The sequence below is a fragment of the Mucilaginibacter paludis DSM 18603 genome (assembly GCF_000166195.2).
In the GTDB taxonomy this organism is placed as follows: Bacteria; Bacteroidota; Bacteroidia; order Sphingobacteriales; family Sphingobacteriaceae; genus Mucilaginibacter; species Mucilaginibacter paludis.
On record NZ_CM001403.1, the window covers coordinates 2,974,481 to 2,988,036 of the forward strand.

At 43.0% G+C, this 13,556-nt stretch carries 11 protein-coding genes; 5 read left to right on the plus strand and 6 right to left on the minus strand.

The window, feature by feature from the left end:
- Positions 1 to 3 precede the first annotated feature (3 nt).
- The 4 genes from MUCPA_RS12485 to MUCPA_RS12500 all read left to right on the plus strand — a co-directional run bounded on the left by MUCPA_RS12485 (position 4) and on the right by MUCPA_RS12500 (position 5,035).
- Positions 4 to 1,875: a CocE/NonD family hydrolase gene (locus MUCPA_RS12485; RefSeq protein ID WP_008506760.1), complete on the plus strand. Its 1,872-nt coding sequence runs from the start codon at positions 4 to 6 to the stop codon at positions 1,873 to 1,875.
- A 42-nt stretch (positions 1,876 to 1,917) separates the two neighbouring features.
- The gene (locus MUCPA_RS12490; protein ID WP_008506761.1) at positions 1,918 to 2,568 is read left to right on the plus strand and encodes a hypothetical protein; all 651 of its coding nucleotides are present in this window, start codon (positions 1,918 to 1,920) and stop codon (positions 2,566 to 2,568) included.
- A gap of 27 nt (positions 2,569 to 2,595) precedes the next feature.
- On the plus strand, positions 2,596 to 4,254 hold the full coding sequence (locus MUCPA_RS12495; RefSeq protein ID WP_008506762.1) for a M1 family metallopeptidase: 1,659 nt from the start codon (positions 2,596 to 2,598) through the stop codon (positions 4,252 to 4,254).
- A 73-nt stretch (positions 4,255 to 4,327) separates the two neighbouring features.
- A complete protein-coding gene (locus MUCPA_RS12500) occupies positions 4,328 to 5,035 on the plus strand; it encodes a head GIN domain-containing protein (protein WP_008506763.1) in 708 nt (235 codons plus the stop codon).
- A 205-nt stretch (positions 5,036 to 5,240) separates the two neighbouring features.
- Here MUCPA_RS12500 and MUCPA_RS12505 read toward each other — a convergent pair whose 3' ends face one another.
- Both MUCPA_RS12505 and MUCPA_RS12510 read right to left on the minus strand, forming a co-directional pair.
- The gene (locus MUCPA_RS12505; protein WP_008506764.1) at positions 5,241 to 6,962 is read right to left on the minus strand and encodes a glycosyltransferase family 39 protein; all 1,722 of its coding nucleotides are present in this window, start codon (positions 6,960 to 6,962) and stop codon (positions 5,241 to 5,243) included.
- Positions 6,963 to 7,014: 52 nt separating this feature from the next.
- Complete coding sequence (locus MUCPA_RS12510) at positions 7,015 to 7,599, minus strand: helix-turn-helix domain-containing protein (RefSeq protein WP_050982097.1); 585 nt, start codon at positions 7,597 to 7,599, stop codon at positions 7,015 to 7,017.
- 201 nt (positions 7,600 to 7,800) lie between these two features.
- On the opposite strand from MUCPA_RS12510, the gene MUCPA_RS12515 reads away from it, so the two are divergent.
- Complete coding sequence (locus MUCPA_RS12515) at positions 7,801 to 8,256, plus strand: DinB family protein (RefSeq protein WP_008506766.1); 456 nt, start codon at positions 7,801 to 7,803, stop codon at positions 8,254 to 8,256.
- Positions 8,257 to 8,277: 21 nt separating this feature from the next.
- Here MUCPA_RS12515 and MUCPA_RS12520 read toward each other — a convergent pair whose 3' ends face one another.
- The 4 genes from MUCPA_RS12520 to MUCPA_RS12535 form a co-directional block, all read right to left on the minus strand.
- Positions 8,278 to 8,649, minus strand: coding sequence for a type II toxin-antitoxin system VapC family toxin (locus tag MUCPA_RS12520; RefSeq protein ID WP_008506767.1), 372 nt, complete (start codon positions 8,647 to 8,649; stop codon positions 8,278 to 8,280).
- Positions 8,636 to 8,809, minus strand: a complete 174-nt coding sequence (locus MUCPA_RS12525) for a hypothetical protein (protein WP_157543889.1) — start codon at positions 8,807 to 8,809, stop codon at positions 8,636 to 8,638. The genes MUCPA_RS12520 and MUCPA_RS12525 overlap by 14 nt, the downstream gene beginning before the upstream one ends.
- A 219-nt stretch (positions 8,810 to 9,028) precedes the next feature.
- Positions 9,029 to 10,594 carry a 2-oxoglutarate dehydrogenase complex dihydrolipoyllysine-residue succinyltransferase gene (gene odhB / locus MUCPA_RS12530; protein WP_008506769.1) on the minus strand — a complete coding sequence of 522 codons (1,566 nt, stop codon included), beginning with the start codon at positions 10,592 to 10,594 and terminating at the stop codon, positions 9,029 to 9,031.
- 21 nt (positions 10,595 to 10,615) lie between these two features.
- Entirely contained in the window at positions 10,616 to 13,435 is a 2,820-nt protein-coding gene (locus MUCPA_RS12535; protein WP_008506770.1) for a 2-oxoglutarate dehydrogenase E1 component, read from the minus strand.
- Positions 13,436 to 13,556 lie beyond the last annotated feature (121 nt).

Below are 13,556 nucleotides of genomic sequence, written 5' to 3' on the forward strand. Positions count from 1 at the left end.
AACATGAAAAAAACTTTACTGTCTCTTTGCCTTGCTCTTTGCTTTGCAAGCGCCTGTGCCCAGCAGTCGGCCGATTCGCTTTACATACGTGAGCATTATACCAAAATGGAAAAGTACATTACCATGCGCGATGGTAAAAAACTATTCTGCTCCATTTATTTGCCAAAGGACCAGACACAAAAGTATCCGATCATGATGACGCGGACGCCCTATACCGTTGCCCCTTATGGCGCCAATGAGTTTAAAAAAGCACTAGGCCAGAATATGCTTTTAGCCAGGGAAGGCTATATTTTTGTTTACGAGGATGTACGCGGACGCTGGATGAGCGAAGGTGACTTTGTAGATGTGCGCCCCCAGATTGATCATAAAAAAGGCAATACCGATATTGACGAAAGTACCGACACTTACGACACCATCGACTGGCTGGTAAAAAACCAGCCCAATAACAACGGTCGCGTAGGCATCGAGGGCATCTCCTACCCCGGCTTTTACTCAACAGCATCATTGCCTAACGCTCACCCTGCTTTAAAAGCGGTATCGCCGCAGGCACCCGTTACCGATTGGTTTATCGGCGACGACTTCCATCATAACGGGGCATTTTTCCAAATGGACGCCTTTGCCTTTTTAACCAGCTTCGGCGTGCCCCGCCCCAAGCCTATTACTCCGGCAGAGTTTAACAACGCGGTTAAATACACACAAAAAGACAATTATAAATTTTACCTGGACCTTGGCGCATTGCCTAATTTTAAAAAGAAATACCTGGGCGATTCTGTAAAGTTTTGGAACAACATGATGGATCATCCCAACTATGATGCCTTTTGGCAGGGGATGAACATTCGGCCGCATTTAACTAATATTAAACCGGCTACCATGGTAGTTGGCGGTTTTTTTGATGCCGAGGATTGCTTTGGCGCTTTACGCACCTATGATGCGCTCGAAAAACAAAACCCGCAGTCGCACAAAAACATGCTGGTGATGGGCCCTTGGTTCCATGGCGGCTGGGAGCGCGGCGATGGCGACTACTTTGGCGACCAGGATTTTGGCCAGAAAACCAGCGCATGGTTTCGCGAAAATATAGAGCTGCCTTTTTTTAACTATTATCTTAAAGATAAAGGCGCGATGGACTTACCCGAAGCCACCATATTTATAACCGGCAGCAACCAATGGAAAAAGTTTAACACCTGGCCACCCAAAAACACGACCGAAAAAACTTTGTATTTACAGGCCGATGGCAAGCTGTCTTTTACGCCATCCAAATCGGCCAATAGCTTTGATGAATACGTAAGCGACCCCAATACCCCTGTCCCTTACCAGGATGGTATTCAGGAAAGAAGAACCCGGGAGTATATGATAGACGACCAGCGCTTCGCCTCGCGCAGGCCCGATGTAAAAACTTACCAGACTGACGCCCTAACCGAAGACATCACTTTAACCGGCCCGGTAATGGCGGATCTATTTTCGTCGACCACAGGCACCGATGCCGATTACGTAGTTAAGCTGATCGATGTTTTCCCGGATGATTACCCTGCGCCGGTACCTAATCCAAAAAACATTACGCTGGCCGGTTACCAGATGCTGGTGCGTGGCGAGATTTTCCGCGGACGCTACCGTAACTCGTTTGTAAAACCTGAAGCTTTTGTACCGGGCCAAATTACCGAGATTAAATATAACCTGCCCGATGTAGCGCACACGTTTAGAAAAGGGCACCGGATGATGATCCAGGTGCAAAGTTCGTGGTTCCCGCTGGCCGACCGTAATCCACAAAAGTTTATCGATATTTATAAAGCCAAAGATTCTGATTTCCAGAAAGCAACCATTAGAATATATCATGATGATACAGCGTTATCTAATGTCAAGGTTACGATCTTGCAGTAATTTAAGATAATAATCGAGCAAATATTGATAAAAAGCACGAATATGAAATACTTTATGTTTTTGATATTCGTGCTTTTATTTTTTGATGCGAAAGGACAGTGTTGTTTGCATACCGATTTATCAAGAAAATTTGATTATAAGGTTATTAGACTTGATCATAAGGATGCTGATGGCTTTGCGCGAGAGTCAAAAATTATTATTGAACTTTATAAAAAAAGCGATAAAAAGTTATTTCAAAAAATTCAATTTAAAACAGAAGGGATTGGCCTTTCAAACGTCTTTAGTAAATGTTCAGACGATCGCTCATATATCACCGGGCAAAACATGAAGACTGAAATATTAGATGGGGATTACGGAGACATTGTAATAGCCGACTTTAATTTTGATGGCAAAGAAGATTTCGCTATTAAATATAATATTCCGGCAGATGTAGGCCCGGAATATTGCTATTTCATTCAAGGTGACAAGGGGTTTAAGAAAGATGAATATTTGAGCAATCAAATGTTATGGTTTCCATGGTTAATAAATTCTAAAAAACATCAGCTAATATCTATCGTGTCACCCAATTGGGGAACCCGGATTTATAAGTTTCAGTATAATGTTTTTTCTAAGAAATGGCGAAAAATTGGAAACAGGTTCTTTCGCCATGATGAAGGACTGGACGAAGAATTAATACGATTGAAAAATATTTAATCAAAGAAATTATATAATATATCTAAAATGCGATACGCCAAATTTTTACCTGTTTTTTTTTGTGCCTTTTCCCTTTCCGCCCACGCCCAACTCCTCACCCCCAAAACAACCTTTACCCGGGCTGATAGCTTACGTGGCAGCAATCTATCGCCCTTCCGAAACTGTTACGATATTAACTATTACCACTTGGATATTAAGTTCAATATCGATCAAAAATCAATCAGCGGCAGCAACTTGTTTCAATTTACGGCTACGCAGGATTTTAAGAAATTACAGTTCGATCTGTTTGCCAATTTAAAGTTGGAAAAGGTGATCTACGACGGCCAGCCCCTGCCCTACACGCGCGAATTTAACTCGGTATTTATTACCTTCCCAAAAACCATTACCAAAGGCAGCAAAGCAGGGTTTACCGTTTACTACTCCGGCAACCCAACCGTTGCCAAACACGCCCCATGGGACGGCGGCGTTGTTTTTGCACAGGATTCGTTGGGCAAACCCTGGGTAGCTACCGCCTGCGAAGGCATGGGTGCCAGTGTTTGGTGGCCTAATAAAGACCAGGTAGCCGACGAGGTGGACAGTATGTTGATCAGCATTAGTGTACCCAAAGGATTAAAAGATGTATCAAACGGTCGCTTACGCAAAATAACCGAACTGAAAGATGGTTACACCTGTTTCGATTGGTTTGTAGCCAACCCGATTAATAATTACGATGTGGCGGCCAATATTGCCGATTACCAGCACATCAGCGACAGCTACGATGGAGAAAAGGGAAAGCTGACTTTAGATTACTGGGTATTGCCCGAGCATGTGGCCAAAGCCAAAAAACAATTTGGCGAAAATGTAAAGCCAATGCTTAAATCTTTTGAGCATTGGTTTGGCCCTTACCCCTGGTACGAGGATGGTTACAAGCTGGTAGAAACACCACACCTGGGCATGGAGCATCAAAGCGCGGTAGCGTATGGCAATAAATATCAAAACGGATACCTGGGCCGAGATCTTTCGGGTACCGGCTGGGGCCTGAAATGGGATTTTATTGTAGTACACGAGAGCGGGCACGAGTGGTTTGGCAATAATATTACCGATAAGGATCCGGCTGATATGTGGATCCACGAAGGCTTTACCAATTATTCAGAATCGCTGTTTACAGAAAGTTATTATGGCAAACAAGCCGGACAGGAATATGTACACGGAACCCGCCGCGCCATTCAGAATGACGAACCCATCATCGGTACTTATAACGTAAACAAAGAAGGTTCGGCCGATATGTACTACAAAGGGGGGAACTTATTGAACATGATACGTACCGTTATTAACGATGACGACAAATGGCGACAAATATTAAGGGGCTTAAATAAAACCTTTTATCACCAAACCGTAACTACCGAAGATGTGGTAGGCTATATTAACCAGCAATCGGGCATCAATCTCACCAGTATCTTCGACCAGTATTTGCGCTATAAAAATATCCCGACCCTGGAGTTTATGTTTAACAACGGCCAGGTTTTATGCCGCTGGATTGCCGATGTCAATGGTTTTACCATGCCGGTGAAAATTAGAACCAAAGGTGGCGAATATCAATTCATCAACCCAACTACCGCTTTTGGTCCAATAGCCTTGCCCGGCCTAACCCGCGAAAACCTGGAAGTGGATACCTTTAATTATTACATTGGTGTGCTAATAGATTAAAAATAAGCTATTTGTGTTTTTTGTGTAACTTATTGTTTTAAATAGGCGTCTTAAATTTAAAATATAGTAAACCATGAAATCACTGACCAGAATTTTATTTGCAGCTGCGTTGCTGCTTTTTGTAAAAAATAGTTTTGCCTATACCGTACAAGACAGGCACCTCACCGGTTTTAGCGCGATACAGCTTTCGGCATCGTATGATGTTTATATTACGCAGGGCGGCAGCGAGTCGGTAAAGGTTGAGGCACCTGATGATATTATCAATCATATTGCTACCGAAGTTCAAAGTGGGACTTTAAAGATCTATAGCAAGGGCGAACATGGCTGGAGCGGGTGGAACCTTAACGGACATAAAAAAATGGTTGTATATGTTGAAGTCCGCAACCTCAACAGCATTTCAATCTCGGGATCCGGAGACGTATTTTTCAAAGATGGAATTACTGCCCCGAGCCTCAAAATCAAAGTTTCAGGCTCGGGCGATGTATTGGGTAAGCTCAATGTAAAAACCTTGGAAGCCGCCATATCCGGATCGGGCGATGTTAAACTCTCTGGCCGGGCCGATAACGCGGCTGTTAGCCTGTCAGGCTCCGGAGATTATTCGGCGCGCGATTTGGTTACTGCAAGTACAGCGGTACGTGTAAGTGGCTCTGGTGATGCTGTTGTCAATGCCAGTCAAAAAATTGACGCTTCAGTTTCAGGTTCTGGCGATATACGATACACTGGCGAGGCCAAGCAGATTTCGAGCGATTCGCACGGTTCGGGAGAAATTCACAGGTTGTAGATCACTAATGTTAAGTCAAGACTATTGAGTCTGAAGCCTTGAGTCAAAAATTCGGAATCCTGGTTGAGTATTAATGACTTTGTGTAAATGATACCGACATTTTATCGTTGATACGACACGATATGATGCACATTAAAGCGGGGATCTAATCGGTTCCCGCTTTTTTTTCTAAAAATAAAGCGGTCTGATTTTAGCTTCCCAAAGGTTATTCCACAACCAGATTAATCACCGAGCTGTTTCTGGACCCTGGGAAAGGTGTAGTCCGGATAGAAAACAGTAAATCATACTTTCCCGGCACAGCAGGAGCCGTCACTTTAAAAGCATACCCAGCCTTTGCGCCTGGCAACAAACTGATCCGGTTAAAACCCATATCTGCTTTTTGTGCCAATTTTAAATCCCCTTTCTGAAAAAAGCAGGCTTCCATTAATGCTTTGTGCGTGTATCCACTGTCGGCAAAAGTAATGGCGTGTGAATATGGGTTTTGTAAAGTCAAATTAAAGGTTGCAGTTTGGCCGGGCGATAGTTTGAGCTTTTGTTTGGGTACTTCGATAATTACCTTCTGATAGGTACGCACATCATTAACCCATACCGTATACCACCGGCGGTGATATTGATCGATAACCGAATCGGTAGTGAAGCCAGGCTCTTTAGTATCCTGCATGTAATAGGCCCGTTTATGCTGCAAACTATCCTCAATGGGCCAGCTGTCATACTGGGTTTTGCGGTAATACCGTGAATCGTACGACATAGATCTGGCGGAATTACTATAATAATTATACTTTGACGGATCCTGGAAACCATCCCTGATGATGAGGTAGTTATTGCCTACAATACGCTCTACCTGCCGCGTCCAGGAGCGGAAACCGAAATAACTTTCCAGTTGCCCGACATTCATCACAAACGGAAACTGAAATAAAAGCGCCACCCTGATGAATACAATAAAAACGATATTGATTACCGCCACGGTATAGAACCATTTAGGCGGAGTAAGGGATTGCCTGAAACTGATGAGCACCAGCATCAGTAGCGGAACAAAAGCGATCAGTGTCCAGTGCATCTGTACTTCGCCTTTGAGCGTGGTAACCATAAAAAACAAAAAAGTGCCAATGCAATTAACCACCAGGCCGCGCATAAAAACATCCTTTATTTTAACCTTAAAAGCGGCGTAAAATAAAAACCAGCCTATAAAGGGCCCAGCCATGGCCAATTGTCCCAAAGGATATAGGTAGGTAAAAGCCGGATCGTACTGCTCTGCCGACCGATCAAACAAATGATATTTGAGCGAGGGGTATCCATGCTGAACCTGCCAGTAAATATGCGGAACATATAATGCCAATGCTAACATGGCAATTAACCAAAAGCTTTTACGGCCAAGCAATTTAATGTTGGAGCATACGGTAAAACCAATCAGCAATATGCCGTGATATTTACTGTACAGCAAACATGCCGTTATCAGGGCAAGCAACAGGGCCAATTGCCAGCTATCTTTTTCAACATACCGCTGGTAAACAAAATAGAACAATACGGTAAAAAAAAGCAAAGGCGAATCGGGCGTGGTAGTAAACCCATATATGTGGAAGATAAACAAGCCAGATACCACCAGGATAAACCATTTGGCATCCACCGCGTACTTTTTTAAAATTAGCCAGATGAGGTATAGGGAGCATGAATTAGTGAATACGGTTAATAACCTTAATCCTAATTCGTTGTGCATTATACTATCACCTATCCTGATAAAAACAGCTACCATGGGCGGGTGATCAAAATATCCCCAATCTAAAAACCGGGAATATACCCAGTAATAAGCCTCATCGCCATGTACCTCCAGCGTGTATGACTGTACGGCGTTAAGCACCGTCCAGAACAGCAGGAAATACCAAATGGGTTTGTTGGACCGGTGAAGATTGAGTGGGGTATTATCTGGCATTAATGCGGCAAATTTTCAATAAAGGTAATAAAAGCCGCATAGCATAAAAAAATCATCTTAAAAACCTGATCGCTATAAAGTAGTTAACCGGTTTTTGATATCGAATTTTGATAGCGTTGATTACAATAACGATAACATGGTAAACATATAAAATAAGGGATAATTTAAACAAGATATCAAAGCTATTCTCACCGAACAGGCGGAAGCCGATATGCTCAATTTTAAGGATAAGGGCCGCTGCATAGGTTACCAAAAGGAACAGGCACCAGGTAATCTCGAAACTCAGCAGTTGCTTGCCGGCATCGTAAAGCCCTTTTACCTTGTCCTTATTAATCGTCCATAATATCAGCGGAACAATACCACCCAATATCGGAAACACGATAAAACTCAGGGCCGATAAATTCAGCAATGCTAAGGATGAGTTATCGGGTTCTCCGAGACCATCCTCCAAGTCTTCGGGTGTTATATTTAACGCACCATATAGCCTTTTCATGGTATCACCCCGAGGTACTGTTTCGCCGTTTTCTATGCGTTGTATTGTTCTTAAGTTGAGTTTGGCATTATCGGCCAAATCATTTTGCGAGTAACCTAAATTGAGGCGTAGTTCTTTTAAACGTTGTGGAGTTAAAGTTTTCATGGAGGGGTGATTAATGATGCAAAAGTAGGTTATCCGGTTAATATGGCAACACGGCATATTAACGGCATTTTAACGACATTAAGAAAACTCAACGCTATTCATCCCCTGTAGTCAACAATAATGCATAGGTATCAATGTCAGATCTATGCACAAAGATTTCGTACTATTTATGTAATATTGCCGGCAGCTAATCAACAAAACATGAATCAGGCCATACAAATTATAGTAAAACCACGCATTAAAGTTTTAGAAATTATACAGCCATTAACCATAGAACAACTCAACGTTATACCAGCCGGCTTCAACAATAACATCATCTGGAACCTGGGCCACATGATTGCTGCACAGCAAGGGATCTGCTATAAACGTGCCGGCTTAGATACCATAGTGGACGAGGCCTTTTTCAACAGGTATAAACCCGGGTCAAAACCCGAACAGTTTTTAGATGCCGCAGAACTTGAAAAAATTACCGGCTTGTTCTCGTCAACCCTTACTCAACTGGAAGCTGATTTGAATACAGATATATTTGCCAATTACCCTGCTTGGACAACACGTTACGGGGCAGATTTAAGCAACGTTAACGAAGCTGTGGCATTTTTGCCTTTTCATGAGGGCCTGCATATCGGGACGGTAATTGCCATGAGTAAGCTGGTGTAGCAATCCATATGATTTTATAACTCACATAGAAAGAATCAAAGCATCTAAATCAGGTATTCTTTTAAAACCTTTATCCATAGTTAAAAGAGGCAAATCAAAGTAAATGGCTGTGGCTGCAATTACCGAATCCGGAAGTTTAATCCTATTCTTAGAACGGATATCAATCGTCAATTCTTTAATTTGAGGTTCAATATCTACGATATAACATTCAGATAGGAAATCTCTCAGTAATTTCCTATCGTCAATAGTTAAACTATGAAAACTTAAAAGTTCTATTTCAGAAATAACTGATACGAAAAGATTACGGTTATTAATTAATGGCTTTATCTCATCATTCCCGTTAAACAAGTTAATGATTATAGAAGTATCAATAACAATGTTATTGCCATTCATCTCTTATCTTTAACTGATATGTTAAGCCATCTACTCCAAAGTCAATCTTACCCGCATATTTATCCAAATCAATTGGCTTGCGTTTTTTGGTGAGTTTGCTCAACTCTTTATCCAAATCCTCGCGGCTTATCTTTTTACTTACCTCGATTATCTTTCCCATAAACAAATATAACAAAACAACATAAAATCTCGCCGCAAAAAAAACCCGGATAAACGGGCTTTCTTTATTTTTATTGATCATCTCATCTTAACACAAACAGTTTTGACAACTCTTAAAGAGTTGTCAAAACTAATATCAAAGCTATTTCTTACCCCATAAAAAAACCCGGATAAACCGGGTTTATATATTTTATCATTCCCCCTTCAGGGGGCTAGGGCCCTATACGCCCAATAATAACCTCGCAGGATCTTCCAATAATTGCTTAACCCTTACCAGGAAGCTTACCGACTCACGGCCATCGATAATCCGGTGATCATATGACAGGGCCAGGTACATCATCGGGCGGATCACCACTTGTCCGTTTACAGCCACGGGGCGCTCAATGATATTGTGCATACCCAATATAGCCGACTGTGGCGAATTGATAATCGGGGTCGACATCATCGAACCAAAGATACCACCGTTGGTAATGGTAAATGTTCCGCCGGTCATGTCCTCAATGGTCAGTTTATTATCGCGTGCTTTACCAGCAAGCGTTACAACCGCTTTTTCAATTTCGGCCAGGCTCATGCTGCTGGCGTTGCGGATAATTGGAACCACCAATCCTTTCGGAGCAGATACCGCGATTGAAATATCGGCAAAATCGCTGTAAACAACTTCTTCACCTTCAATACGGGCACCTACGGCCGGCCAATCTTTCAGAGCCTCACAAACCGCTTTGGTAAAGAACGACATAAAGCCTAAGCCTACGCCATGTTTCTCTTTAAATTTATCTTTGTATTTGGCGCGCAGTTCCATTATTGGCGCCATATCTACCTCGTTAAAGGTAGTTAACATGGCTGTTTCGTTTTTAACAGCAACTAAACGCTTGGCAATGGTTTTACGCAACGAAGTCATTTTTTCGCGACGCTCAACCCTTGAACCAGAAACAGCAATTGGCTGAGCAGATGGTGCCGGAGCAGCAGCTTTTGGAGCCGGTGCGGCAACAGGTTTCTGAGCATTCAGGGCATCTTCTTTGGTGATACGGCCATCAACTCCGGTACCGTTCACACCTTTAGCATCAATGCCTTTTTCAGCCAATATTTTTCCGGCAGCCGGTGAGGGCGTACCTGATGCGTAAGTGTTTTTATCGGCAGCTACAGCTTGCGAAGCAGGTGCAGCATTTGTAGCGGCAGGTGCGGAAGCAGCAGGAGCAGCAGTTGCACCACCACCTGAAATACTGCAAACAACAGCACCAATTGGTAATACATCACCCTCTTTAGCCAATGTTTTTAAAGTACCGGCTTGTTCAGCAGTTAATTCAAATGTAGCCTTGTCTGATTCCAGTTCGGCAATAGCTTCGTCCATGGCAACAGTATCGCCATCTTTCTTAATCCAGCGAGATAAGGTAACCTCGGTGATCGACTCGCCAACCGGCGGCACTTTAACCTCAATAGATTTTGCTTCTGCGGCGGGAGCTGCGGGAGCGGATGCCTCAGGCTTTTCTTCCACAGGAGCTGCCGGTGCGCTTGAAGCAGCCACAGCTTGCGGTGCGGGAGCCGATGCGGCACCACCATCCTCTATAGAGCATACAACACCTCCTACAGGTATTACATCACCTTCTTTAGCAATAGTTTTTAAAGTTCCGGCTTTTTCGGCAGTTAGCTCGAATGTAGCCTTATCTGATTCTAATTCGGCAATCACTTCATCCATTTCAACCCTGTCACCATCTTTTTTGATCCATTGTGACAAAGTAACTTCTGTAATTGATTCGCCTACCGGCGGAACCTTGATTTCTAAACTCATAATTTTATTTAGTGTGACAGATTAATCGGCGCTGGTTTCGGCCATCTTTTCGGTGGTCTTTTTGATTGATTTTTTTTGCTCTTCTCCGGCAGGAACGCTAAATGCTTTTCCAACAATGTACAATTGCTGCGAAGTATGTTGCTTAGCATAACCAGTAGCGGTACTGCTGCTTTCCTTACGGGAGATGATATCTAACTGCAAATCGTTATTACGGAATTTGCGGCACATATACGGCCATGCGCCCATGTTTTCCGGTTCTTCCTGAACCCAGATAAACTCTTTGGCATTGCTGTATTTGGCCTTTATTTTCTGCATCGCCTGCACTGGTGTAGGGTATAATTGCTCTACGCGAACAATGGCCACATCCTTACGGGCATCTGTTTGTTGTTTCTCTAACAAATCATAATAAATTTTACCCGAGCAGAAAAGTACGCGCTTAACATCTTTCTCACTCACAAAGGTATCATCTATCAATTCGCGGAATTTGCCTTGTGTAAACTCTTCTAAAGGGGATACGCATTGCGGGTTACGCAATAAACTTTTGGGTGTAAATATAACCAAAGGCTTACGGAACTCGCGGTGCAGCTGGCGGCGCAACACATGGAAAAAGTTTGCCGGCGTTGTGCAATTAGCCACCTGGATATTACTATCAGCGCAAAGCTCCATAAAACGTTCAATACGGGCTGATGAATGCTCCGGGCCTTGACCTTCGTACCCGTGAGGTAGTAGCATCACCAAGCCGTTACCGCGTTGCCATTTGGTTTCGGCACTGGCAATATATTGATCAACTATAATTTGTGCTCCGTTAAAAAAGTCGCCAAACTGAGCTTCCCAAATGGTTAAAGCGTTCGGGTCGGCAAGGGCATAACCATATTCAAAACCTAAAACACCATATTCTGATAGTAGTGAGTTATAAACATCAAACTGGGCTTCGGTGCCCAAGGTATTTAAAGGAGTATATTCCTCTTCAGAATCAACAAGGGTTAATACCGCATGACGGTGAGAGAAGGTACCCCGTTTAACATCCTCGCCGCTTAAACGTACCCGATGATTCTCTTTCAGTAAAGAGCCGTAAGCCATTAATTCGCCCATGGCCCAGTCAAAAACATGTGTTTTCTCAACCATGTTTTTACGCTCTTCAAACAGCTTCTCTATCTTCTTGAAAAACTCCTTATCGCCAGGTAAATTTGTTAAACCCTTACTTATTTCCAGTAATTCTGCTTCTGATACGGATGTATCAGGCGACAAAGCCAATTCTTTTTCGTTAGCGATGTGTAAGCCTTGCCATGCACCGCCGTACATCGGTTTTGTTTCGGTAAAGTGTTCCTCAGCCTTCGATTCGTCAAGCATGGTTTGCAATTGTGCTCGGAAAGTCTTTTCCAACTCCGCAGCAAAAGTAGCACCCACGCTGCCTTGATCTAATAATTTTTGGTTATAGATATCTCTCGGATTAGCGTGCGATTCGATAGCCTTGTACAACAATGGCTGGGTGAACTTAGGCTCATCAGCCTCGTTATGGCCATAACGGCGATAGCATAAAATATCGATAAATACGTCGTCGTGGAAAGTTTGACGGTACTCCATAGCCATGTTGATTACGAAGGCTAAAGCTTCGGCGTCATCACCATTAACGTGAAGCACTGGCGATAATACTGTTTTGGCTACATCAGTACAATAAGTACTTGAGCGGGCATCTTTATAGTTAGTGGTAAAACCTATCTGGTTGTTGATTACCAAATGGATAGTCCCCCCTGTGCGATAGCCATCAAGTTTAGACATTTGCAGCACTTCGTAAACAATGCCCTGGCCTGCAATAGAGGCATCACCGTGTATTAATATAGGAGCGATCTTTTTATAATCGCCATTGTATTTAAAATCAATTTTTGAACGGGTTAAGCCTTCAACCACCGGATCAACCGTTTCCAGGTGAGATGGGTTAGGGCAAAGGCTCAGGTGAACCTTTTTACCGTTTAAGGTTTCAATATCGTTAGAATAACCGAGGTGATATTTTACGTCGCCACCAAAGGATGAATCAGCATCGTAGCTTTTGCCCTGAAACTCAGAAAAAATCTGTTTGTATGATTTTTTCATGATATTGGCCAGCACGTTTAAACGTCCGCGGTGAGCCATACCAATTACAAACTCTTCCAGACCTAAGTCGGCACCTTTTTCTATAACAGAATCCAGGGCGGGGATCAAGGCTTCAGCACCCTCCAGCGAAAAACGTTTCTGGCCCAAAAATTTGGTTCCTAAAAAGTTCTCGAAAACAACAGCCTGGTTGAGCTTATTCAGAATCCGTTTTTTCTCGTCGACAGAAAAATTAGGCGTATTACGTACGCTCTCCATCCTATCCTCAAACCACTTCATTTTTATAGGGTTCCGGATATACCTGTATTCGGCCCCTATCGACTGGCAATAGGTTTGTTCCAGCATATCGCGGATGTCGCGCAATTTGGCGGCACCAAGTCCAATTTCAACACCAGCTGTAAATACAGTATCTAAATCGGCATCACTTAAACCAAATGTTTCAAGCTCTTTACCCGGAAAATATTTACGACGCTCGCGTACCGGATTGGTTTTAGTGAACAAATGACCACGGGCACGGTAGCCATTGATCATGTTAAGCACGTTAATTTCCTTTAAAAAATGTTCGTGAGTTTCGTTACCCGACGCAGGCGCGCTTGTGCTAACTTCGCAAGATTCAGAGCTTTTGCCAAAATCAAAACCTTCAAAAAACTTTTGCCAGCCAAAATCAACCGATTCCGGGTCTTGCTTATATGCTTCGTAAAGTGAGTCGATATAGGCCGCGTTGCCGCTATTTAGATAAGTGAGACGATCCATGAAAATATAAATCAGTAAAACAGTGCAAAATTAAAACATAAAAGCCACAAAAAGGAAATATCTTTCATTTAAGTCAATTGTTTTCAAGCAAGGATTAAGAACGGACCATTTGCTCCAATCA

Excerpts from the sequence above, each read along its gene's own strand:
- MUCPA_RS12500 (WP_008506763.1), top strand. The coding sequence starts at position 4,328 with ATGAAATCACTGACCAGAATTTTATTTGCAGCTGCGTTGCTGCTTTTT.
- MUCPA_RS12490 (WP_008506761.1), top strand. The coding sequence starts at position 1,918 with ATGAAATACTTTATGTTTTTGATATTCGTGCTTTTATTTTTTGATGCG.
- MUCPA_RS12510 (WP_050982097.1), bottom strand. The coding sequence starts at position 7,599 with ATGAAAACTTTAACTCCACAACGTTTAAAAGAACTACGCCTCAATTTA.
- MUCPA_RS12485 (WP_008506760.1), top strand. The coding sequence starts at position 4 with ATGAAAAAAACTTTACTGTCTCTTTGCCTTGCTCTTTGCTTTGCAAGC.
- MUCPA_RS12520 (WP_008506767.1), bottom strand. The coding sequence starts at position 8,649 with ATGAATGGCAATAACATTGTTATTGATACTTCTATAATCATTAACTTG.
- MUCPA_RS12525 (WP_157543889.1), bottom strand. The coding sequence starts at position 8,809 with ATGGGAAAGATAATCGAGGTAAGTAAAAAGATAAGCCGCGAGGATTTG.
- MUCPA_RS12535 (WP_008506770.1), bottom strand. The coding sequence starts at position 13,435 with ATGGATCGTCTCACTTATCTAAATAGCGGCAACGCGGCCTATATCGAC.
- odhB (WP_008506769.1), bottom strand. The coding sequence starts at position 10,594 with ATGAGTTTAGAAATCAAGGTTCCGCCGGTAGGCGAATCAATTACAGAA.
- MUCPA_RS12515 (WP_008506766.1), top strand. The coding sequence starts at position 7,801 with ATGAATCAGGCCATACAAATTATAGTAAAACCACGCATTAAAGTTTTA.
- MUCPA_RS12505 (WP_008506764.1), bottom strand. The coding sequence starts at position 6,962 with ATGCCAGATAATACCCCACTCAATCTTCACCGGTCCAACAAACCCATT.
- MUCPA_RS12495 (WP_008506762.1), top strand. The coding sequence starts at position 2,596 with ATGCGATACGCCAAATTTTTACCTGTTTTTTTTTGTGCCTTTTCCCTT.